This is a genomic window from Paragemmobacter amnigenus, assembly GCF_009908265.2.
GTDB classification, from domain to species: Bacteria; Pseudomonadota; Alphaproteobacteria; order Rhodobacterales; family Rhodobacteraceae; genus Paragemmobacter; species Paragemmobacter amnigenus.
Window position 1 is genome coordinate 1 of sequence record NZ_JAAATX020000012.1, and the last position, 20,120, is coordinate 20,120.

At 68.4% G+C, this 20,120-nt stretch carries 23 protein-coding genes; 8 read left to right on the plus strand and 15 right to left on the minus strand.

The features are described 5' to 3' along the window. From GU927_RS16140 to GU927_RS16150, 3 genes are all read right to left on the minus strand, one after another. Positions 1-1,443: enoyl-CoA hydratase/isomerase family protein (locus GU927_RS16140; RefSeq protein WP_217765708.1), on the minus strand; the 1,443-nt coding region annotated here is incomplete at its 3' end. A gap of 43 nt (positions 1,444-1,486) precedes the next feature. Next, positions 1,487-1,732, minus strand: coding sequence for a hypothetical protein (locus GU927_RS16145; protein WP_161763490.1), 246 nt, complete (start codon positions 1,730-1,732; stop codon positions 1,487-1,489). After that, positions 1,729-2,046, minus strand: coding sequence for a TraR/DksA family transcriptional regulator (locus tag GU927_RS16150; protein ID WP_161763491.1), 318 nt, complete (start codon positions 2,044-2,046; stop codon positions 1,729-1,731). Before GU927_RS16150 ends, GU927_RS16145 begins: the two co-directional genes overlap by 4 nt. A gap of 163 nt (positions 2,047-2,209) precedes the next feature. On the opposite strand from GU927_RS16150, the gene GU927_RS16155 reads away from it, so the two are divergent. From GU927_RS16155 to GU927_RS16170, 4 genes are all read left to right on the plus strand, one after another. After that, complete coding sequence (locus GU927_RS16155; RefSeq protein ID WP_161763492.1) at positions 2,210-3,073, plus strand: MBL fold metallo-hydrolase; 864 nt, start codon at positions 2,210-2,212, stop codon at positions 3,071-3,073. An 88-nt stretch (positions 3,074-3,161) separates the two neighbouring features. Then, positions 3,162-3,593 (plus strand): YeeE/YedE family protein, encoded by a 432-nt coding sequence (locus GU927_RS16160; RefSeq protein ID WP_161763493.1) that lies wholly within the window; start codon positions 3,162-3,164, stop codon positions 3,591-3,593. Then, complete coding sequence (locus GU927_RS16165) at positions 3,593-4,036, plus strand: DUF6691 family protein (protein WP_161763494.1); 444 nt, start codon at positions 3,593-3,595, stop codon at positions 4,034-4,036. Before GU927_RS16160 ends, GU927_RS16165 begins: the two co-directional genes overlap by 1 nt. After that, positions 4,036-4,464, plus strand: coding sequence for a TIGR01244 family sulfur transferase (locus GU927_RS16170; protein ID WP_161763495.1), 429 nt, complete (start codon positions 4,036-4,038; stop codon positions 4,462-4,464). The genes GU927_RS16165 and GU927_RS16170 overlap by 1 nt, the downstream gene beginning before the upstream one ends. Before the next feature lie 9 nt (positions 4,465-4,473). On the opposite strand, the gene GU927_RS16175 is transcribed toward GU927_RS16170, so the two are convergent. The 10 genes from GU927_RS16175 to GU927_RS16220 form a co-directional block, all read right to left on the minus strand. After that, positions 4,474-5,370 carry a FliM/FliN family flagellar motor switch protein gene (locus GU927_RS16175; protein ID WP_161763496.1) on the minus strand — a complete coding sequence of 299 codons (897 nt, stop codon included), beginning with the start codon at positions 5,368-5,370 and terminating at the stop codon, positions 4,474-4,476. Between the two features lie 59 nt (positions 5,371-5,429). Beyond that, positions 5,430-8,117, minus strand: coding sequence for an ATP-binding protein (locus GU927_RS16180; RefSeq protein WP_161763497.1), 2,688 nt, complete (start codon positions 8,115-8,117; stop codon positions 5,430-5,432). A 2-nt stretch (positions 8,118-8,119) separates the two neighbouring features. After that, positions 8,120-8,416 carry a hypothetical protein gene (locus GU927_RS16185; protein WP_161763498.1) on the minus strand — a complete coding sequence of 99 codons (297 nt, stop codon included), beginning with the start codon at positions 8,414-8,416 and terminating at the stop codon, positions 8,120-8,122. Beyond that, positions 8,413-8,781 (minus strand): response regulator transcription factor, encoded by a 369-nt coding sequence (locus GU927_RS16190; protein ID WP_161763499.1) that lies wholly within the window; start codon positions 8,779-8,781, stop codon positions 8,413-8,415. Before GU927_RS16190 ends, GU927_RS16185 begins: the two co-directional genes overlap by 4 nt. A gap of 131 nt (positions 8,782-8,912) precedes the next feature. After that, positions 8,913-10,238 (minus strand): helix-turn-helix transcriptional regulator, encoded by a 1,326-nt coding sequence (locus tag GU927_RS16195; RefSeq protein ID WP_161763500.1) that lies wholly within the window; start codon positions 10,236-10,238, stop codon positions 8,913-8,915. A gap of 144 nt (positions 10,239-10,382) precedes the next feature. Then, positions 10,383-11,363 carry an ABC transporter substrate-binding protein gene (locus GU927_RS16200; RefSeq protein ID WP_161763501.1) on the minus strand — a complete coding sequence of 327 codons (981 nt, stop codon included), beginning with the start codon at positions 11,361-11,363 and terminating at the stop codon, positions 10,383-10,385. 45 nt (positions 11,364-11,408) lie between these two features. Beyond that, entirely contained in the window at positions 11,409-12,254 is an 846-nt protein-coding gene (locus GU927_RS16205) for an ABC transporter permease (RefSeq protein WP_161763502.1), read from the minus strand. Further along, positions 12,251-13,120: an ABC transporter permease gene (locus GU927_RS16210; RefSeq protein ID WP_161763503.1), complete on the minus strand. Its 870-nt coding sequence runs from the start codon at positions 13,118-13,120 to the stop codon at positions 12,251-12,253. The genes GU927_RS16205 and GU927_RS16210 overlap by 4 nt, the downstream gene beginning before the upstream one ends. Next, complete coding sequence (locus GU927_RS16215) at positions 13,117-13,452, minus strand: hypothetical protein (RefSeq protein WP_161763504.1); 336 nt, start codon at positions 13,450-13,452, stop codon at positions 13,117-13,119. Before GU927_RS16215 ends, GU927_RS16210 begins: the two co-directional genes overlap by 4 nt. Before the next feature lie 129 nt (positions 13,453-13,581). After that, positions 13,582-14,370 carry an ABC transporter ATP-binding protein gene (locus GU927_RS16220; RefSeq protein ID WP_161763634.1) on the minus strand — a complete coding sequence of 263 codons (789 nt, stop codon included), beginning with the start codon at positions 14,368-14,370 and terminating at the stop codon, positions 13,582-13,584. Between the two features lie 128 nt (positions 14,371-14,498). Here GU927_RS16220 and GU927_RS20525 point away from each other — a divergent pair, with 128 nt between their 5' ends. Then, on the plus strand, positions 14,499-14,621 hold the full coding sequence (locus GU927_RS20525; RefSeq protein ID WP_269770135.1) for a hypothetical protein: 123 nt from the start codon (positions 14,499-14,501) through the stop codon (positions 14,619-14,621). Between the two features lie 2 nt (positions 14,622-14,623). Here GU927_RS20525 and hydA read toward each other — a convergent pair whose 3' ends face one another. After that, positions 14,624-16,078 carry a dihydropyrimidinase gene (gene hydA / locus GU927_RS16225; protein WP_161763505.1) on the minus strand — a complete coding sequence of 485 codons (1,455 nt, stop codon included), beginning with the start codon at positions 16,076-16,078 and terminating at the stop codon, positions 14,624-14,626. Between the two features lie 91 nt (positions 16,079-16,169). Continuing rightward, positions 16,170-17,420, minus strand: a complete 1,251-nt coding sequence (locus tag GU927_RS16230; protein WP_161763506.1) for a Zn-dependent hydrolase — start codon at positions 17,418-17,420, stop codon at positions 16,170-16,172. 136 nt (positions 17,421-17,556) lie between these two features. Here GU927_RS16230 and GU927_RS16235 point away from each other — a divergent pair, with 136 nt between their 5' ends. From GU927_RS16235 to GU927_RS16245, 3 genes are all read left to right on the plus strand, one after another. Then, positions 17,557-18,204, plus strand: a complete 648-nt coding sequence (locus tag GU927_RS16235) for a TetR/AcrR family transcriptional regulator (protein ID WP_161763507.1) — start codon at positions 17,557-17,559, stop codon at positions 18,202-18,204. 118 nt (positions 18,205-18,322) lie between these two features. Further along, entirely contained in the window at positions 18,323-19,336 is a 1,014-nt protein-coding gene (locus tag GU927_RS16240; RefSeq protein WP_161763508.1) for an FkbM family methyltransferase, read from the plus strand. Between the two features lie 72 nt (positions 19,337-19,408). Next, entirely contained in the window at positions 19,409-19,876 is a 468-nt protein-coding gene (locus GU927_RS16245; RefSeq protein ID WP_161763509.1) for a heme-degrading domain-containing protein, read from the plus strand. The last annotated feature ends 244 nt before the right edge of the window (positions 19,877-20,120 follow it).

The following is a 20,120-nucleotide window of genomic DNA, read 5'->3' on the forward strand; positions in this document are numbered from 1 at the left end:
CAGATGCGCCACCGCACCGGCCAGCGCGGTCGCCAGATGCACCGCCACCGGCCCCCCCGGCCCCGTCGGCACCACGTCCCAGCCGATGCGGCGGGCCAGCGCCACCGCCTGCGCCGCCCGCGCGGGCGCCACGTCCGGCGACAGGACCGCCAGTTCCGCCAATCCCGGCCCTGCCACAAGCGGCGTCACGGCAATGCCCCCCTTGGGCGGCCCCACCTCCAGCGCCAGAACGGTGCGCGGGGCGGGCAGCGCCAGATCGTCGCGCGTGGTCAGCACCACCTCGGCCTCGCCCAGCCGCGCCTGCCCCACGGCGGGTGTCAGCCGCGCCCAGTCGGCATCCCGCGCGCTGGCCGTCATCCGCCCCGCCGCGACATCGGCCTCCTGCGCCTCGGCGATGGCTTCCAGCGCGGCGACCAGTTCCGCGCGCCCCGCCTCGGCCAGTTGCACCGCCATGCCCGATTGCAACGCGGCCCGCACCACGGCGATGGCCCCCCGCCCCGTTCCCCAGACCGACAGGCGCTGCGGAACCGCAGACGACACGGCGGCCACGTTGCGCGGCAGACGGCGCGCGGCGCGGTCGGCGCGGAAGGCATGGCGCAGCCCCGCCGCCTCGGGCGTGGCGGCCAGATCGCCATGGGCAGCCCGTTCGAAGGCCAGCCCCTGTTCATAGGGCAAAAGTAGCGCCGCCTCGACGCAATCGACGATCCGCCGCGCCGCGCCCGACCTCTGGCCACGCTGCGCCTCGCGCGCGGCATCGATGGCCAGACGCCACGCGGCCGGATCGCGAAAGCCGTCGCGCCTGTCGCCCGTGCGCTGCCATGATCCGGCGGCAACCAGCGCCTCCGCTGCGTCGCGCAATTCGGCATCGGGATCGCCGGTCAGCACACGGTCCACCAGCCCCAGCGCCAGCGCCTCTGCCGCGCCCAGAACCCGCCCGGACAGCAGCAGGTCAAGCGCCACCGCAGGCCCCGCAAGGCGCGGCAGGCGCTGCGTGCCTCCCGCGCAGGGCGTCAGGCCCAGATGCACATCGGGCAAGGCCACCTGCACGCTGTCATCGGCCAGCCGCAGATGGGCGGCAAGGGCAAGCTCCAGCCCGCCCCCCAGCGCCGCGCCCGAGAGATAGGCCACCACGGGCTTGTCCATCGCCTCGATCCGGTCGCACAAGCTGTGCAGCCCGGGCACTGTGCCGCCCGACAGGGGTTCGGCCATGTCCTGACCGGCGGAAAACACGCCCCCCTCGCCGCGCAGGAGGACTGCGGCGGAATTGTCCCGCTCGGCCACGTCCAGCGCCCCCGACAGGGCCCGCCGCACCTCGGGCCCCAAGGCGTTGACCGGCGGATGCGCGATCCGGATTTCCAGAAGGGCCCCGATGCGCGTGATCCGCACCACCTGCCCGCCCGCCTCTGCCATGCCCAACTGCCACCCTGCCCGTTTTGGGCCCATTAAGGGGGTTCGGCGCGGGCTTGGCAATGCCAAGCCCCGGGTTTCAGACCGGCATGTTGTCGAATCCGGCCTCGATTTCCGCCTCTTCGGCGGCGCGGCGCGCCTCTGTCACGGGGTCGCTCCCTTGCCCGGGCATCATCTGCGCCAGCGCGGCCATCTCTGCCTTCAGCAGCGACAGGCCCATCGCCTGTGCATTGGCCGCCGCCTCGACCGTCGCGCCCATCAGCGCGGCCATCTCCGTCACGCCCGTTCCTGCCCCCGTTCCCGCCATGATCTTTCCCCCCGTCATGACGCGCAATCGCGGCAGAAGGGCGTAAAGGGCAGCACATCCAGCCGCTGCTCGCCGATCGCCTGTCCGCATTTCGCGCAAAATCCGTAATCCCCGCTCGCGATCCGGCCAAGCGCGGCCTCGATCATGCGGATTTCCTGCTGGCCGCTGATGCCCATGCCTTCCAGCACCTCGTCCCCCTCGCGCTCGGTGGCGAGTTCCTCCCAGTCCGCGGCATTGTGCGAATCAAGCTCGGCCTCGATCCCCGCCAGCCGCCCCCTCAGGTCCGCCAGCCGCGCCTCAAGCTGTGTCTTGCGTTCCGCCACCGATGCCATCTCGTCCTCCGTCAGTCTTGGAACGGAAGGTTAACGAAACGCCCCGCCCCCGCCTTGACCCTGATCAAGTGCCGCCGGTTTTGTCATATTCAGGACTTGTGATATCTTTCCCCGATACCCATCTGCCAAGGCAGATGCCACGGCCGCAAGGGAGAGACCGAGGATGCAACCCGCCGTCCATGCCTTTTTCGACGAGGCGACGAACACCCTGACCTATGTCGTGCAGGAACCCGAAGGCCGCGCCTGCGCGGTGATCGATTCGGTGCTGGACTTCGACTATGCCTCGGGCCGGACCGACACCCGCTCGGCCGATGCGGTGGTGGCCTTCGTGCGCGAGCGCGGGCTGGACCTGCAGTGGATCCTCGAAACCCATGTCCATGCCGACCACCTCTCGGCCGCGCCCTATATCCAGGAACGTCTGGGCGGTCGCATCGGCATCGGCGAGCGGATCACGGTCGTGCAGGAAACCTTCGGCAAGATCTTCAACGAAGGCACCCGCTTCCAGCGCGACGGATCGCAATTCGACCGCCTGTTCCGCGACGGCGACAGCCTGATGATCGGTCAGATGCGCGTGGATGTGATGCACACGCCGGGCCATACGCCGGCCTGTCTGACCTATGTCATCGGGGACGCGGCCTTTGTGGGCGACACGCTCTTCATGCCCGATTTCGGCACGGCCCGCTGCGACTTTCCCGGCGGGTCGGCGGATACGATGTTCGACAGCGTCCAGCGCATCCTGTCCCTACCCGACGCCACCCGCATCTTCGTCGGCCACGACTACAAGGCCCCGGGGCGCGACGCCTATGCCTGGGAATCCACCGTGGGCGAGCAGAAGGCGATGAACGTCCATGTCGGCGCGGGCAAGTCCAAGGCCGATTTCGTGGCGCTGCGGCAGGCGCGCGACGCGACGCTGGCCATGCCCCGGCTCATCATCCCCTCGCTCCAGATCAACATGCGCGCAGGCCAGATGCCCGAGCCCGAGGAGAACGGCACCGCCTATCTGAAGGTGCCGATCAACGGGCTCTGACCCGCCTTTCGGCTCCTTGACGGCGGCGGGGCAAGCCGCCATCTGCGCTGCACGCCGCCCGCTGCGGGGCGGCAATGGGGAAGATCGCATGGAATTCGATATCGCATGGCTCTGGGGCCTGCTGGGCGGGCTGCTGATCGGCGGCGCGGCGGCGGGCTATCTGCTGGTCAACGGGCGCATCATGGGCGCATCGGGCATCGTCGGCGGGTTGGTCGACGGATCGGGGCGCGACACATGGGCCGAACGCGCGGCCTTCCTTGCGGGGCTGGTGGCATTCCCCGCGCTGGTCGCATGGCTGGCAGGCGGGGCCGAAACGCATCTGACGGGCAACTGGGCCGTGGTGATCGCAGGCGGGCTGCTGGTGGGGCTGGGCACGCGGATGGCCAATGGCTGCACCTCGGGCCACGGGGTCTGCGGCATCTCGCGCCTGTCGCTGCGCGGGATCGTAGCGACGGTCTTCTACATCCTCGCGGGCGGTCTGGTGATGGCGGTCGCGCGGCATCTTCTGGGGTGGGTGTGATGGCGCGGCTCGTCTCGGCGCTTCTTTGCGGGGCGGTCTTCGGCACGGGGCTGTGGCTGTCGGGCATGACCGACACGACGCGGGTGCAGGGCTGGCTGGATGTCTTCGGCGACTGGGACCCCACGCTCGCCTTCGTGATGGGCGGCGCGATCCTGCCCATGATCGCGGCATGGCTGGTCGCCGCGCGCCGCCGGACGGCGCTTCTGGGCACGCCCATGCCTGCGCGGGGCGAGACTCCGGTGGATGCCAAGCTGGTCGTCGGTTCCACCCTCTTCGGGGCGGGCTGGGCGCTGGCGGGGCTCTGCCCCGGCCCGGCGCTGGCCTCGCTCGGCTATGGCGGGACGGGCGGTGTGGTCTTCCTTCTGGCGATGCTCGGGGGTATGGTCGCGGCACCGGCCGCCAAGGCGCGGCTCGACCGGATCACAAACGCCCCGAGGACCTGATGGATATCCGCGCCCTGACCCCCGACTATGCCGTCTCGCCGCAGATCGATCCGGCGGACCTGCCCGCGATCAAGGCGGCGGGGTATACCACCATCATCGACAACCGCCCCGACGGTGAAATCCCCGCCGACCTGCACACCCCCGTCATGCAGGCCGCGGCCGAGGCGCTGGGTCTGACCTTCGTCGCCAATCCGGTGATCGGCGGCGCGCTGACGATGGACAACGTGGCCACGCAGCGCGCGGCGATCGAGGCGGCCTCCGGCCCCGTCTTCGCCTATTGCGCCAGCGGCAACCGCTCCTCCGTTGTCTGGGCACTGGCCCATGCGGGCCAGATGCCGGCGGATGAGCTGATCGGCATTCCCGCCCGCTTCGGCTATCAGCTGGAACACCTGCGCCCGACGCTGGAGCAACTGGCGCAGGGCACCTGACCCGCGCCGTCACCCCCCGGGCAGCAGGGCCGCGCCTTCGGGCGGGCCATCCAGCCGGATCGCGCGCAGCCCGCCCTGACGGCCCAGCCGCCCCTCGGCCAGACGGCGGCCGTCCATCCCCTCCAATCCGACACGGCGGATATCGGCGCGCGGCAGGGCAAGCTCCATCCCCGCCTGCAATGCCATCGTCTCGCCCAAGGGCAATGTCAGACGCCACAGCACCGCATCCAGCCGCACCTGCGCGCCTTCGACCTGTCGGGCCAGTTCGGCGGTGAAGCCGTCATCTTCGACGACCGGTGCCGCGGGCACCGCTGCCGCCCGCCTGTCGGGCAGGCCCAGCAGCAGTGCGCCCCGCCGCGCCTCGCCCGCCAGCAGGCAGTCGGCCCGCAGCACGCGATAGGGCCCGTCCTCCAGCAGCAGCGACAGCGTGCGCGCCCCGTCGGCCGTGGTGGCAAAGCGGTATCCGCGCGGCGGCAGGTCCACCCCTTCGGCCGAGGCCAGCGCCGCCTCGAACCCCGCCAGCGCGCGGTCCAGCACGGGTGCCAGCAGCGCCGCATCGGTGCGGGTGGGCCGCCGCGCGCCCCCCTCGCCCGCCGCCGCCACCGCGCCGGTGGTCAGCGCCTCGACCATCCCCGCCATCAGGTCGGCGTCCAGAACGGCGACGCCCGTGGCATCGCCCGCGCCTTCGTCCAGCACCGCGATCAGCGCCCGTTCGGGCAGCATCTCGGCCAGTTCCGCCAGCATCCGGCGTTCCACCGTCACCCCGCGCAACTCGACACTCACCCCCAGCTCGTCCTGCCCGGCCCGCGCGACGGCCAGCGTCCATGCCCGCGCGGCCAGATCGGCCAGCCCGCCCTGCGCCACCTCTGCCCCGCTGTCCTGCCGTCTTGCGCGAATCAAGGCCATCGCCACCTGTCCACCCCAATGCCCTGCCCGATCCTTGCGCGCGGGCGGTTAAGGCGGGGTTAAGCGGCCTTGCGGTCCAGCCGCAGCGGCAGCGTCACGCGGAAGGCCGCACCGCCCTGCCCCGGCAGATAGTTGATCGCCCCCCCCAGATTGGCCATCACCTCGCGGCAGATCGCCAGCCCCAGCCCGGCCCCGCCCGCGCGGGTCTGGTCGGTCAAGCGGGCGAATTTCTCGAAGATGATGGCCTGGTTCTGCTTGGGGATGCCCGATCCGTTGTCGATGAAATCCACCGACACCCGCCCCGCGCGCTGGCGCACCTTGATCCGCAGCTCCGGCTCCTTGGCGTCGCAATATTTCCGCGCGTTGGAGACAAGGTTGATGAAGACCTGCACCAGCCGGTCCGGATCGGTGCGGACAAAGATGTTCTCGGCCGGAAGATCGCGGACGATCAGGAAATTCCGCTCGGGCCGCGACTGCCCCGCCGCCGCCAGCGCGCGGTCGATCAGCTGCTGGATATTGGCCACCCCGACATTCAACTGCACCGACCCGTTCTCCAGCACCGACAGGTCCAGAAGATCGTCCAGCAGGCGGGTCAGGCGGATCGCCTCCTCATGGATGATGCGGCCATAATTCGCCACGATCTCGGGCGGCAGGTCGCCTTCGGTCAGGATTTCGGAAAAGGCGCGGATCGAGGTCATGGGTGTCCGCAACTCGTGGCTGATCTGGCTCAGGAAGGCATCCTTCTGCACCGAAAGCTGCTGCAACTTCTCGTTCGCCTCGCGCAGCTGGGTCGCGGTGCGGGTCAGTTCCTCCTGCTGGGCCTCCAGCCGCGCGGAATATTCCATGATCTGCGCGGTCTCGTTGGCCACCGCCATCAGGTCCTCGACCGACACGGTGGCGCGCCCGACGATCTGGCTGATCATCGCATGGGCCGTGGCCGCCCCCACCGAACCGGCCAGCCGCCGCTCCAGCCCCGCCACGAAATCGGGGGTGGCATCGGGCAGGAACCCTTCCTTGCCCTGCGCCCGCGCCTCCGACGCAAAGAGCGCCAGCGCGTTCTCGTCCCCCAGAATGCGCTGCGCCATGACCAGAAGCGCCTCGGGCTCTGCCCGCCCGCGCGACCAGCCCAGGCTTCCGGCGGATTCGGCATCGAAGACATTGACGAAAGCCGCGCCCTGCATCCGCTCCACCGGACCGGGAAAGGTCAGCAGCGAGAACAGGCAGAAGGCGGCGGTGTTCAGCGACAGCGACCAGAACAGCGCATGCAACAGCGGGTCCATCGCCTCGACCCCGAACAGCCCCTGCGGACGCAGCCAGCCGATGCCGCCCAGTCCCTGCTCGAAGGTCGCCGCCGACAGCGCCGCATCCGGCCCGAAGGACGGCAGGTACAGCGTGAAGGCCCAGACGGCAAAGCCGCAGAGCAACCCCGCCACCGCACCGGCCTTGGTGGCCCCGCGCCAGTACAGCCCGCCCACCAGCACCGGCAGCACCTGCGCCATGCCCACAAAGGCGATCAGCCCGATCGAGGCCAGCGCCGCCGATCCCCCCGACATGCGGTAATAAAGATAGCCCAGCGTCAGCACGCCCACGATGGCCAGCCGCCGCGACAGAAGGACGATCCGCCGCACATCGCCCGAAATGGCCGCCTTCGGGCGCAGCCGCAGCCAGAGCGGCATAACCACATGGTTCGACACCATGGTGGCCAGCGCGATCGATTCCACGATCACCATCGACGTGGCCGAGGAAAACCCGCCAAGGAAAGCCAGCATCGCCAGCGCCCCCTGCCCCTCGGCCAGCGGCAGCGTCAGCACGAACATGTCGGGATTGGCCCCTGCGGGCATCCGCTCCAGCCCCACCACAGCGATGGGCACGATGAACAGGCTCATCAACAGCAGATACAGAGGGAAGGCCCAGCTCGCCAGCGCCATGTGCCGCTCGTCCCCGTCCTCCACCACCATGACCTGAAACATGCGCGGCAGGCAGATCACCGCGGCGGCCGAGACGAAGATCAGCCCCGTCCACCGCCCCGGCTGCACCTGCCATTCCCCGATGGCCGAGGCGTCGATGCGCGCGAAAACCGCCGCAGGCCCGCCCCCCAGCCCCCAGACGACGAAGATCCCCACCGCCAGAAGAGCGACCAGCTTCACCACCGCCTCGACCGCGATGGCCAGAACCACGCCGTGATGCTGCTCCTTGGCGTCCAGATTGCGCGTGCCGAACAGGATGGTGAACAGCGCAAGCCCGCCCGCGACCCAGATAGCCGTGGCATCACGGTCGGGCAGCGCCCATCCCTCGGGCGTGCCACTGGCAAAGACGCCGAAGGACAGCGTCACCGATTGCAGTTGCAGCGCGATATAGGGGGTCGCCGCCACCACGGCCAGGGCCGTGACCACCACGCCCAGCAGGTTCGACTTGCCAAAGCGCGACGAGACGAGGTCCGCGATGGACGTCACCCGCTGCTGCCGCCCGATCCGCACCAGCTTGCGCAGCAGCAGCCACCAGCCCACGAAGACGATGGTCGGCCCCAGATAGATCGTGACGAATTCCAGCCCCGACCGCGCGGCATAGCCCACCGCCCCGTAAAACGTCCAAGCGGTGCAATAAATCGACAGCGACAGCGTATAGACGACCGGCGACCGCAGCCAGCCGATCCGCCCCAGTGCCGCCCGCCGCTCTGCCACGAAGGCCACGATGAACAGCAGCACCACATAGGACAGGCAGGCAAGGACAAGCAGGTTGAAGGGCATGGCTATGCGTCATCTTGCGGGCGACCGGCGGCCGCGGCCCCGCCCTCGCCATCGGCGCCCTGTTCCTCGGACAGTCCCGGCGCCATCGCCGCCGCGGCCACCAGCAGACCCGACCAGACGGCAAAGACGAACAGACCGTCCCAGGCCGTCGACTGCCGCTCGCTGCTGCCATTGGCCCAGAGCATCGGCAGCATCAGCAGGAACAGCCCCACCACCGGCAGCATCCGCGCGGCGTCCCGCAACCGGCGCCGCCGGTAACTGCGCCGCTTCAGGAACAGGGGCGCGCGCCGCGCCCTCATCGCTGGACAAGCTCGCGGACCGAAGCCAGCATCTCGGCATTCGAAAAGGGCTTGGTCATGAAGCGGTCCACACCCGCCTTCTCGGCCGCCTCGCGGTCGCGTCCCTGCCCCTTGGCCGTCAGCATCAGCACGGGCGTCGATCCGGTCTCGGGATGGGCACGGATCGCGGCCAGCACCTCGAGCCCCGAACACCCCGGCAACATCAGGTCGAGGATCACCAGATCGGGCCGCACCTCGCGCACCGCCTCGGCGGCACCGACACCGTCCGACAGGCTCGACACCCGCATCCCGTCCCGTCCCAGTAGAAAGCGGATCGCCTCGGCGATGTTGGGTTCGTCCTCGATAAGAAGGACATGACCTGCCATAGAACCACTCCCCCGCCAGCGCCGTCCCGACGCGACCTGTCCCGTCGCGCCATGGCCCCTTGCCGTCTCTGTCGCGACGATGCCCCGATTCCTTGGTGCGTGTCAAAACTCCCTTCGTATGATCCGCCGTCTCAGGGGCTGTCCTCTCCCCCGCCGGTGCCAAGGATCGACGGTTCGCGCCGCGCCGGACAGCCACGGCGCGGGCAGACGCGGCAGCTTGACCCCACCGGCAGCGCCACCTCGCCCGGCTGGTCGCGCAGCACCGGACCAAGCAGCATCGCCGCCTCGCGCAGTTCCACCCCGCCGATTCCGTCGGGATGGACCAGACGGCTCTGCGCCAGCACGCGGAACCGCCGCGACTGCCGTCCCGCCGTCTCGACCAGCACCGCCACCGGGCTGCCCGGACGCCCCAGCGCGGCATAAAGCGGCCAGAGCGGACAGGCCGCGCCGAAACGCGGCAGCGAAAATCCCGCCGCCGGCTTGCGGAAGGTCAGCGTCCCCGACCCGTCACAGGTGACCAGCCCCTCCTCCGCACCGGGGCGCAGCGCGATGCGCCGCAGCACCGCCGTCACCTCAACCCCGAATCGCGCCGCCACCCGCAGCGGATCGCCGCCACAGGCCGCCAGCACCTGGTTGAATGCGGCCAGCGGCATCTGCCGCGCCTCCTCGGCCGCGCGCAGGACAAAGCCGCGCGCCAGCACCCGCGCCGCCTCCGAAGCCAGCGCGCCGATCTCGTGCTCCAGCGCGGCCTCCCCCTCGCCGCCCTCCTCCAGTTCCGGCAGATGCCAGCCGCGTGCGGCAAGCCAGCCCTCCATCTCTTCCTGCGGCGTGGCGATCCCCGCCGCCTCGGACAGGTCCGACCCGTCCAGATAGGCCACCAGCATCTCGGACCCCTGCGCCAGCCGCTCGCTATCCTGATGCAGGTTCCGCAGGAACCGCGCCTGCCATTCCGGCTCGATATCCGGCGTCTCGGCCAGAATCGCCGCCGTCGACCGGACCGAGGCCACCGCCGACAGCACCTCGTGCAGCGAATCCGACAGGTGGGGGTCATGCGTCATGCGGTCGTTCAGCGCCTCCACCGCCCGCTCCAGCCCCGCCGCCCGCCGCTCCAGCGCCACGACCGTCGCGGCCCAGCCCGGAAAGCGCCCCGCGAATTCGTCGGCGCGGTCCAGTTCGGCCCCCGTCGCTGATCCCGTCGCGGATCCCGCCGCCGCGGCCGCCGCGCGCAGGTCCTCGACGATGCCCGCCCCCGCCTCGTCCGACAGCACGCCGGGATCGACCCCCAGCACCGCCGCCAGCGCCTCCAGCACCGTGCCCGACACGCGCCGCCGGTTATGTTCGATCAGGTTCAGATAGGACGCCGAAACCCCCGCCGCCGCCGCCACCTCGGCCTGCCGCAGCCCCAGCGCCTGCCGCCGCTCGCGCAGCCGCGTTCCCGTCAGCGCCGTCATCGCCATCTGCCATCCTCCCGCAAGCGGCTGAACTTTACAGCGGGCGGAAAACTTTACAAACCCCTGTCCTTCAACCCTGTCCCGCGGCCAAGGAAAAAGGCGCGCCCGGATCGCTCCGGACGCGCCCTGATCTCCGTAACCGGATGACGGTTACTGCAGCGCCTTGTCGGTGATCGCGCTCGTCCACGCCCCTTCCGGCGCCTTCGAGATCACGGGATCCGACCCGCCCGACAGCAGCGATGCCACCGTCCGCTCTGCCGCGGCCACATCCAGCGCGCCGTTCGACCCTGCGGTCAGCTTGGCAATCTCGCCCATCATGCGCTTCTGGTGGTTCTCGGTCTGCGCGCCGGTCTCGTCATTCTCCAGCACGATCATCGCCGCCTCGTCGGGGTTCGCCTCGGCGTATTTCCAGCCCTTCATCGAGGCGCGGACGAATTTCACCATCGTCTCCTGGAAGGCCGGATCCGCCAGACGGTCCTCGAGGACGTAAAGCCCGTCCTCCAGCGTCGCCACGCCCTGATCCTCGTACTTGAAGGTCACCAGATCATCGGGGCTGATGCCCGCGTCGATCACCTGCCAGTATTCGTTATAGGTCATGGTCGACACGCAGGCCGCCTGCTTTTGCAGCAGCGGGTCCACGTTGAAGCCCTGCTTCAGCACCGTCACGCCGCCCGGGCTGCCGTCGGTGGCAAGGCCAAGCTGGCTCATCCACGACAGGAAGGGATATTCGTTCCCGAAGAACCACACGCCCAGCGTCTTGTCCGCGAAATCGGCCGGCGACTGGATGCCCGTCTCCTTCAGACAGGTCAGCATCATGCCCGAGCTTGCAAAGGGCTGGGCGATGTTCACCAGCGGCACGCCCTTTTCCCGCGCGGCAAGTGCTGCAGGCATCCATTCCACGATCACATCGGCCCCGCCGCCCGCGATCACCTGCGGCGGCGCAAGGTCCGGACCGCCCGGCTTGATCGTGACGTTCAGGCCCTCTTCCTCGTAGAACCCCTTGTCCTTGGCCACGTAATAGCCCGCGAACTGGGCCTGCGTGACCCATTTCAGCTGCAGCGTCACATCCTCGGCCTGCGCCGCGCCCGCCGCCATGGCGGCAAAAAGCGCACCCGTCAGAAACTTCTTCATCGTCTCAACCTCCATGTTGCGACCCGCTTTCCTGCGGGCCTTCGTTTAATGCCTTTGCGCCGGATGCCAGAAGGTCACCCACCGCTCCACCACGCTCACCGCGCCATAGAAGACGGACCCCGCCAGCGCCGCAACCGCAATCTCTGCCCAGACCATGTCCAGCCCCAGCCGCCCCACCTCGGTCGAGATGCGAAAGCCCATGCCCACGATGGGACTGCCGAAAAATTCGGCAACGATGGCCCCGATCAGCGCCAGCGTGGTGGCGATCTTCAACCCGTTGAAGAAGAAGGGCATGGCAGCAGGCAGCCGCAGCTTGACCAGCGCCTGCCAGTAGCCCGCCCCCCATGTCGCCATCAGGTCGCGCTGCATCCGCTCGGACGCCTGCAACCCCGCGACAAGGTTCACCAGCACGGGGAAGAAGACCATGACCAGAACCACCGCCGCCTTCGACTGCCAGTCGAAACCGAACCACATCACAAGGATGGGGGCGAGGCCCACGATGGGCAGCGCCGCCACGAAATTCCCGATGGGCAAGAGCCCGCGCTGCAGGAAGGGCACGCGGTCGATGGCGATGGCCATGGCAAAGGCCGCCCCCACGCCCATGACAAAGCCCGTCAGCGCGCCCTTGACCACGGTCTGCACGAAATCCGCCCAGAGCACCTCGGGCGAGGCGACGATGCGCGCCCAGATCGCGCTCGGCGCGGGCAGGATGACGGGCTGCACGCCAAAGCCGCGCACCACCCCCTCCCACAGCACCAGAACCGTGATCCCGAACAGCAGCGGCACGAAGACACGCCCCGCGCGGCTGCGCCCCGCCGCCGATCCCGCGACCGAGGCATTCACCGCCCAGGCCGCAAGCCAGAACAGGATGGCACCTCCCAGCCAGATCATGCCGGACCTCCCATCCTGCGCCGCGCCACCTGTTCCACCGTCCCGACAAGGACGATCAGCATCCCCGCAAGGATCGCCGACGCGAACAGCGCCGCCCACATGATCAGCGGCTCGCCGAATTGCGACCCGATCAGCATCCGCGCGCCCAAGCCCTCGATCGCGCCCGTCGGCAACTCGCCCACGATCGTCCCGATCAGCGCCGCCGCCACCGCCACCTTCAGCGAGGCAAAGAAATAGGGCATGGACGCCGGCAGCCGCAGCTTCCAGAACGTCTCGCTTTCCGAGGCATTGTAGGTCCGCAGCAGGTCAAGCTGCATCGCATCGGGCGAGCGCAGGCCCTTCACCATGCTCACCAGCACCGGAAAGAACGACAGATAGGCCGAGATGATGGCCTTCGGAACCTCGCGGTTGTCGATGCCCAACTGGTTCGACACGGTCAGGATCATCGGCGCAAGTGCCACGATGGGAATGGTCTGGCTGATGATGGCCCAGGGCATGACCGACATGTCCATGACGCGGAAGCGCACGATGGACACGGCCAGCGCGACCCCCATCACGATCCCCAGCGCAAAGCCCATCATCGTGCCGCGGAAGGTGACGAAGCCGTGGTAGACAAGGCTGCGCTTTGACGTCACCGCCTGCCCCGCCACACCCTTCCACAATTCCTTCACCACCTGATGCGGCGGCGGCAGCAGGGGACGGTCCTGCGCCATGGTCTGCGGCACCATCTCGGCGAAGCTGACGGTCGTGCCCGCCCGCTCGGCCTGATCATAGACCCATGTGGAATTCATCCACACCGCCGCCGCATACCAGATCACCACGATGATCCCCAGCACGGACAGAACGGGCAGCACCTTCTCCCTCATCCCCGCACTCCCTGCGGCCATGCGATCATCGCCACCGCCACGATCCCCAGCACCACGCCCGCCGTCTGCAATCCGGTCAGCTTCTCGCCGAACCACAACACCCCGATCAGCGCCAGCGCGACCAGCTGCACCACCGACGAAATCGACACCGCCAGCGCAAGCCCGCTCTCCCGCATCAGCCGCACCATCATCAGGTTTCCCACCAGAAAGAAGCCCAGCGCCAGCCCCAGCGTGGGCCAGGCCCCCGACCCCGCATAGGCCCGCAGCACGGAATTGGCCGCCACAAAGGCCGCCATCGCCCCCGAAAGCCACAGCATCAGCCCCGCGCTCATGCCCGCCCCCCGGCTTCATCTCGGCCCAAATACCCAACCGCAACGCCATCCACCCGCGCCACGCCGGCAGTTGCGCGCCCCCCTCCCCCCTCGTGGGGGAGGGTCGGGGTGGGGGGGCGTCCGACCCGATCACACCTCATCGCCATGCCCCGCGCGCAAGCCTTCCCGCACCCGATGCGCGATCTCGATGAACTCGCGGCTGTCGCGGATGTCCAGCGGCCGCTCCTTCGGCAGGGGGCTGTCGATCACATCCGTGATCCGCCCCGGACGCGGGGACATCACCACGATCTTGGTGGACAGATACACCGCCTCGGGGATCGAATGGGTGACAAAGCCGATGGTCTTGCCCGTCGCCGCCCAGAGCTTCAGCAATTCCTCGTTCAGCCGGTCGCGCACGATCTCGTCCAGCGCGCCGAAGGGTTCGTCCATCAAGAGGATATCCGCGTCAAAGGCCAAGGCCCGCGCGATCGACGCCCGCTGCTGCATCCCCCCCGACAACTGCCACGGAAACTTCTTGCCGAACCCCTTGAGCTCCACCAGCTCCAGCACCCGCTCGATCCGCTCGGCCTGCTCGGCCTTGGAAAACCCCATGATCTCCAAGGGCAGCGCGATGTTGCCCGCAATCGTCCGCCACGGATAGAGCCCCGCCGCCTGAAAGACATAGCCATAGGCCCGCTTCCTGCGCGCCTCGTCGGGCGTCATGCCGTTCACCGTCAGCGTGCCGCCCGTCGGATGCTCCAGCGCCGCGACACAGCGCAGGAAGGTGGTCTTGCCACAGCCCGACGGCCCGATGAAGGACACGAAATCCCCCCGGTTCACCGTCAGGTTCACATCCTTCAGCGCATGGACCGGCCCGTCCCCCGTCTGGAAGGTCAGGTTCAGCCCCTTCGCCTCGATCACCGGCGCGCCTGCCGCCATGCCGACCGTATCCTTCACGCCCGCCCATCCTTCACAGTCACGTTCCTTCACAATCCTGTTGCGCGCCCCTGCCATGCTTGGCCCGGTCCCGCCGCCTTCCCATCTCCCCGCAAACCGCAGGAGGCCACATGCAACCCACCCTCGCCTTCGCCCCGACAGCCGAAGACCTCGACGAGGATCTCTTCACCGCGCCCGTCCTCACCTTCGCCCCCCCGCCGCCACCGGCAGCGGAAGAGGACCGGACGGACTGACCTCACACCCCCGTCGCCGGAATCCCCGTCCGCACCACGGGGCGCGGCGCGGTCAGGTCCTTCCACTGGCTCAGCGCGCGGTTCACCGCAGGCCGCGCCTCGCGCCCCACGAACTGGCCGTGGCCCTCCTGCGTCTTCACCGCCCCGTCATCGATCGCCACCTGCCCCCGCGTCAGCACGTAACGCGGCAGACCCTTCACCGTCTGCCCCTCGAAGACGTTGTAGTCGATGGCCGATTGCTGGGTGCTGGCGGAAATCACCTTCTCCTTCTCGGGGTCCAGCACCACCAGATCCGCATCCGCCCCCACCAGAACCGCCCCCTTCTTCGGGTACAGGTTCAGGATCTTGGCGATATTGGTCGAGGTGACGGCGACGAATTCATTGGGCGTCAGCCGCCCCGTCCCCACCCCGTAGGTCCAGAGCATCGGCAGACGATCCTCCAGCCCCCCCGTCCCGTTCGGGATCTTCGCGAAATTGCCGACCCCGAACCGCTTCTGCTCGGTGGTAAAGGAACAATGGTCCGTCGCCACACAGGACAGCGACCCCGACATCAGCCCCGCCCAGAGCGACGCCTGATGCTCCTTGTTGCGGAAGGGCGGCGACATCACGCGCCGCGCCGCATGGTCCCAGTCGGGATGGAAATACTCGCTCTCGTCCAGCGTCAGGTGCTGGATCAGCGGCTCGCCCCAGACCCGCTTGCCCGCCTGCCGCGCGCGCCGGATCGCCTCATGCGCATCCTCGCAGGACACGTGCACGACATAGAGCGGCACCCCCGCCATGTCGGCGATCATGATGGCACGGTTCGTCGCCTCCCCCTCCACCTGCGGCGGGCGGCTGTAGGCATGACCCTCCGGCCCCGTATTCCCCTCGGCCAGCAGCTTCGCCGTCAGCTCCGCCACCACATCGCCATTCTCGGCATGGACCATGGCCAGCCCGCCCAGATCGCCCACGCGGCGGAAGGACGAGAACAGCTCGTCGTCATTCACCATCAGCGCGCCCTTATAGGCCATGAAATGCTTGAAGGAGGTGATCCCCGCCTTCACGCTGTCTTCCATGCCCTCCCAGACCTTCTCGCCCCACCATGTCACCGCCATGTGGTAGGAATAGTCGCAATTCGCGCGGCCCGACTTGTTGTGCCACATCTGGGCGGCATCCATCAGCCCCTGCCCCTGCCCCGGCAGGATGAAATCGACGACCATCGTCGTCCCGCCCGACAGCGCCGCGCGCGTCCCGCTCTCGAAATCATCCGCCGAATAGGTGCCCATGAAGGGCATTTCCAGATGCGTATGCGGGTCGATCCCCCCCGGCATCACATAGCACCCCGTCGCATCCAGCTCCGTCCCGCCCGTCAGATTCGCGCCGATCTCGGTGATCCTGCCCCCCTCGATCCGCACATCCGCCTTGTAGGACAGGTCCGCCGTGACGACGGTGCCGTTCTTGATGATCGTCGCGCTCATCCGCTTCTCTCCCTCTCGAAACCCGCAGGCTTCATCTGTTCTCAAATATCCTCGGGGGGTCCGGGGGGCAGACGGCCCCCCGGGGGGTCAGTCAGGAAACCACCTCCGCCACGTCCAGACAGGCATGCAGCAGCACATCCGTCCCCGCCGCCGCCCATTCCGGCGAGATGCTCTCCGCCTCATTGTGCGAAAGCCCGTCCACGCAGGGGCACATCACCATCACCGTCGGCGCCACGCGGTTGATCCAGCAGGCGTCATGCCCCGCGCCCGACACGATATCCATGTGCGAATATCCCAGCCGCTCCGCCGCGCCCCGCACCACCTCCACCAGACCGGGGTCGAAGGTGACGGGGTCGAAATGCCCCACATCCTCGATCTCGCAGCCCAGACCCAGCTCCTTCGCCACCGCATGGGCCGCGCGGATCACCTCGGCCTTCATCGCATCGAGCTTGCCCTGCTCGGGACTGCGGATATCGACGGTGAACACCACCTTGCCCGGAATGACATTGCGGCTGTTCGGGAAGACCTTCACCTGCCCCACCGCGCCCACGGCATTGGGCTGATGGCTCATCGCGATCTGATGCACCCGCTCGGTGATCCGCGCCATGCCAAGGCCCGCATTGACCCGCATATGCATGGGCGTGGACCCGGTATGCGCGTCCTTCCCCGTCAGCGTGATCTCCAGCCACCACAGCCCCTGCCCGTGGGTGACGACCCCGATCGTCTTGCCCTCGGCCTCCAGAATGGGCCCCTGCTCGATATGCAGCTCCAGCATCGCATGCATCTTGCGCGCGCCGACCTTCTCGTCGCCCACCCAGCCGATGCGCGCCAATTCCTCGCCAAAGACCTTGCCGTCCAGATCGCGACGGCCCTTGGCATATTCCTCGGTATGGATGCCCGCAAAGACCCCGCTCGCCAGCATGGCCGGCGCAAACCGCGCGCCTTCCTCGTTCGTCCAGTTGGTCACGACGATGGGGCGGCGCGTCTTCACCCCAAGATCGTTCATCGTTCGCACCACCTCCAGCGCGCCCAGAACCCCCAGCACGCCATCATATTTCCCGCCCGTCGGCTGCGTATCCAGATGGCTGCCCATGTAGACCGGCAGCGCATCCGGGTCCGTCCCCGCCCGCGTGGCGAACATGTTGCCCATGGTGTCGACCCCCATGACCATCCCCGCCGCCTCGCACCAGCGTTTGAACAGGTGCCGGCCCTCGCTGTCGGCATCGGTCAGGGTCTGCCGGTTGCAGCCGCCTGCCACGCCCGGCCCGACCAGCGCCATCTCCTCGAGGCTATCCCACAGCCGCGCGGAATTGATCCGCAGGTTCTCTCCGGGTGCCGGCATCGGTATTCTCCCTGTGCGTCGCGGGCGTCTTGCGGCCCGCTCTCCCACATCGTTGATCGACTCGTTTCCTGACCGTATGGTCAATACGAAGGCGACCACAACCTGACCATACGGTCAACGAAAATCACAGGGACACATGCCGGAAACTGCCCGCATTTCACGCATCCGTTCCGGCCGCCGCACGGATATCAGGCAGCAGAACGAGCGGCTCATCCTCGACGCCGCCGAACGGGTCTTTGCCGAGGCAGGCTTCGGCGGCGCCACCATGCAGCTGATCGCCGACATGGCCGGCCTGCCCAAGGCCAACCTGCACTACTACTTCCCCACGAAAGAAGACCTCTACCGCCGCGTGGTGCAGAACATCTTCGAAATCTGGCTCGACGCCGCCTCCTCCTTCGACGATGCCGCAGGCCCCGTCGAAGGCATCGGCGCCTATGTCGAGGCGAAGATGGACATCTCGCGCCGCCACCCTCACGGCTCCAAGGTCTGGGCGGCCGAGGTGATGCACGGCGCGCCGGTGATCCAGGACTATCTGGAAACCACCCTGCGCCAATGGACCGAAGGCCGGATGAGCGTGATCCAGCGCTGGATCGACGAGGGCAAGATGGCCCCCGTCGACCCGCGCCACCTGCTCTACCTGCTCTGGGCCACGACCCAGCATTACGCCGATTTCGGCCACCAGATCGAAACCCTGAACGCGGGCCAGCCCCTGACCGACCGCCAGTGGCGCGAGGCGACGGAAAGCGTCAAGCAGATCATCCTGCGCGGCATCGGCGCGCTCTGACCGCGCTCTGCGGCAAGCCTGCCGCACTGCCCCGCGATCCCGTCGGGGACGGCTTCTCAATACGGGCGTTTCCCCCTAGGCTCGCCGCCACCTGTCCTGTCCGAACACGAGTGCGCCCATGCCCGACACCACGCTTCCCGTCGCCCTACCGCCGCATGTCGCGCTGCTCCTGTCCGAATTGCCGCTTCCGCGCCCCACCACCATCGTCGATGTCGGCGCGAACCCGATCACCGACAATCCCTACAAACCCCTGCTCGACGGCGGTGGCTGCCATGTCATCGGCTTCGAACCGCAGACCGACGCCTTCGCCGAACTCCAGCGCATCAAGGGCCCGAACGAGACCTATCACCCCCATGCCGTCGGCGACGGGCAGACCCATGCCCTGCATATCTACCGCAGCAGTGGCTTCACCTCGCTCTTCCGCCCGCACATGCCCGCCGCCCGCGTCTATGGCGGGGCACGCTGGGCCAAGATCACCGAAACCGTCGACCTGCCCACCGTGGCGCTGGACGCGCTCCCCGACCTTGCGCCCTTCGACATGCTCAAGATCGACATTCAGGGCGGCGAGAAACTGGTGATCGACAATGCCCGCCGCGTGCTGACCGAGGCGGTCGCCGTCATCATCGAACTGCGCTACCTCCAGCTTTACGAGAACGAGCCGATGATGGGCGGCGTCGATGAAACCCTGCGCGGTCAGGGCTTCATGCTCCACAAATTCCTGTTCAACAAATCGCGCCCGATGCCCAATTCGCAGGCCGACCGCCTGAACCGCCGCCGCATCGCGGACCAGCTGGTCGACGGCGACGCCGTCTATCTGCGGCATCCGGGCCGGATCGACAGCTATACCGACGCGCAGGTGATGCACCTCGCCATCCTCTGCGCGGGCGTGTTCCACAGCCAGTCCACCGCGCTCTATGCCCTTGACGAACTGGTCCGCCGCAAGCGCGTCGAACCGGACCTTCCCGCGCGCTACGTGGACGCCCTGCCCGAACTCTACCGCAAGGCTCCGGCCACCGCGGCCGGGCAAGGCCCCGCGGCACAGGCCACCCCCGAACCGGCGGCCCAGCCGAAACCCGCGGCCAAGGCGAAAGCGACCCGAACCTCCGCCTCCAAACCGAAATCTGCCCGCTGATCCGGCCCCATCGCTCTTGACGCCGTCCGCATCCGCGCCGACCCTTCGCGCGACCCGAAGGAAAGCCCGACCATGACCACCGCCCCCACACTCACCGACCTCCAAGCCGAAGCCGACCGCCTCATCCTCCCCGAATTCACCGAGGAAACCGCGCTGCGCCTTGGCCTGACGGTCATGAACATGGCGAAACTGGACCGCCTGCCCATCGTCATCGACATCCGCACGCCCGACCGGACGCTCTTCCACCTCGCCATGCCGGGTTCGGCACCGCTCAACGACCTCTGGGCACGGCGCAAGTCGAACACCGCGCTCAAATTCCAGATGGCCACGCTTCATGTGCAGACCCAGATGGAGGCGAAGGGCGAAACGCTGGCCAAGCACGGCCTCCCGCCCGAGGACTACGCCCCCAACGGCGGCGCGGTCCCGATCCGCGTGCGCGGCGTGGGCGTGGTGGCCTGCCTCACCGTCTCGGGCCTCCCGCAGGTCGAGGATCACAGGCTCGCCATCCGCGCGCTCGAGACCCTGCTGCCCGAGACGTGATCGGCCACCGCCGCGCAGGCCCGAACTATGGCAAGGGGCGCAGAAGGGATTTCCTGCGAAAACCCTCCGCCCCTTGCGGCCAAGGATCGCCGCCCGCGCCGTGACCGATCCTTCGCCAGAAGGATCGCCCCGAAAGATTTTCGCCAGAAAATCTTTCCCCCGCCCTGTGCACAGGCGCACCCTTAACCACGATCCGGCGGCTCACCCTCTCCGGATTTGTATGTACACTCTGCGGTACAGCCCG

What these genes read in the sequence shown, in the direction of transcription:
- GU927_RS16145 (WP_161763490.1), bottom strand. Translation starts at nt 1,732, where the DNA reads ATGACGGGGGGAAAGATCATGGCGGGAACGGGGGCAGGAACGGGCGTG.
- GU927_RS16150 (WP_161763491.1), bottom strand. Translation starts at nt 2,046, where the DNA reads ATGGCATCGGTGGCGGAACGCAAGACACAGCTTGAGGCGCGGCTGGCG.
- GU927_RS16155 (WP_161763492.1), top strand. Translation starts at nt 2,210, where the DNA reads ATGCAACCCGCCGTCCATGCCTTTTTCGACGAGGCGACGAACACCCTG.
- GU927_RS16160 (WP_161763493.1), top strand. Translation starts at nt 3,162, where the DNA reads ATGGAATTCGATATCGCATGGCTCTGGGGCCTGCTGGGCGGGCTGCTG.
- GU927_RS16165 (WP_161763494.1), top strand. Translation starts at nt 3,593, where the DNA reads ATGGCGCGGCTCGTCTCGGCGCTTCTTTGCGGGGCGGTCTTCGGCACG.
- GU927_RS16170 (WP_161763495.1), top strand. Translation starts at nt 4,036, where the DNA reads ATGGATATCCGCGCCCTGACCCCCGACTATGCCGTCTCGCCGCAGATC.
- GU927_RS16175 (WP_161763496.1), bottom strand. Translation starts at nt 5,370, where the DNA reads ATGGCCTTGATTCGCGCAAGACGGCAGGACAGCGGGGCAGAGGTGGCG.
- GU927_RS16180 (WP_161763497.1), bottom strand. Translation starts at nt 8,117, where the DNA reads ATGCCCTTCAACCTGCTTGTCCTTGCCTGCCTGTCCTATGTGGTGCTG.
- GU927_RS16185 (WP_161763498.1), bottom strand. Translation starts at nt 8,416, where the DNA reads ATGAGGGCGCGGCGCGCGCCCCTGTTCCTGAAGCGGCGCAGTTACCGG.
- GU927_RS16190 (WP_161763499.1), bottom strand. Translation starts at nt 8,781, where the DNA reads ATGGCAGGTCATGTCCTTCTTATCGAGGACGAACCCAACATCGCCGAG.
- GU927_RS16195 (WP_161763500.1), bottom strand. Translation starts at nt 10,238, where the DNA reads ATGGCGATGACGGCGCTGACGGGAACGCGGCTGCGCGAGCGGCGGCAG.
- GU927_RS16200 (WP_161763501.1), bottom strand. Translation starts at nt 11,363, where the DNA reads ATGAAGAAGTTTCTGACGGGTGCGCTTTTTGCCGCCATGGCGGCGGGC.
- GU927_RS16205 (WP_161763502.1), bottom strand. Translation starts at nt 12,254, where the DNA reads ATGATCTGGCTGGGAGGTGCCATCCTGTTCTGGCTTGCGGCCTGGGCG.
- GU927_RS16210 (WP_161763503.1), bottom strand. Translation starts at nt 13,120, where the DNA reads ATGAGGGAGAAGGTGCTGCCCGTTCTGTCCGTGCTGGGGATCATCGTG.
- GU927_RS16215 (WP_161763504.1), bottom strand. Translation starts at nt 13,452, where the DNA reads ATGAGCGCGGGGCTGATGCTGTGGCTTTCGGGGGCGATGGCGGCCTTT.
- GU927_RS16220 (WP_161763634.1), bottom strand. Translation starts at nt 14,370, where the DNA reads ATGGCGGCAGGCGCGCCGGTGATCGAGGCGAAGGGGCTGAACCTGACC.
- GU927_RS20525 (WP_269770135.1), top strand. Translation starts at nt 14,499, where the DNA reads ATGCAACCCACCCTCGCCTTCGCCCCGACAGCCGAAGACCTCGACGAG.
- hydA (WP_161763505.1), bottom strand. Translation starts at nt 16,078, where the DNA reads ATGAGCGCGACGATCATCAAGAACGGCACCGTCGTCACGGCGGACCTG.
- GU927_RS16230 (WP_161763506.1), bottom strand. Translation starts at nt 17,420, where the DNA reads ATGCCGGCACCCGGAGAGAACCTGCGGATCAATTCCGCGCGGCTGTGG.
- GU927_RS16235 (WP_161763507.1), top strand. Translation starts at nt 17,557, where the DNA reads ATGCCGGAAACTGCCCGCATTTCACGCATCCGTTCCGGCCGCCGCACG.
- GU927_RS16240 (WP_161763508.1), top strand. Translation starts at nt 18,323, where the DNA reads ATGCCCGACACCACGCTTCCCGTCGCCCTACCGCCGCATGTCGCGCTG.
- GU927_RS16245 (WP_161763509.1), top strand. Translation starts at nt 19,409, where the DNA reads ATGACCACCGCCCCCACACTCACCGACCTCCAAGCCGAAGCCGACCGC.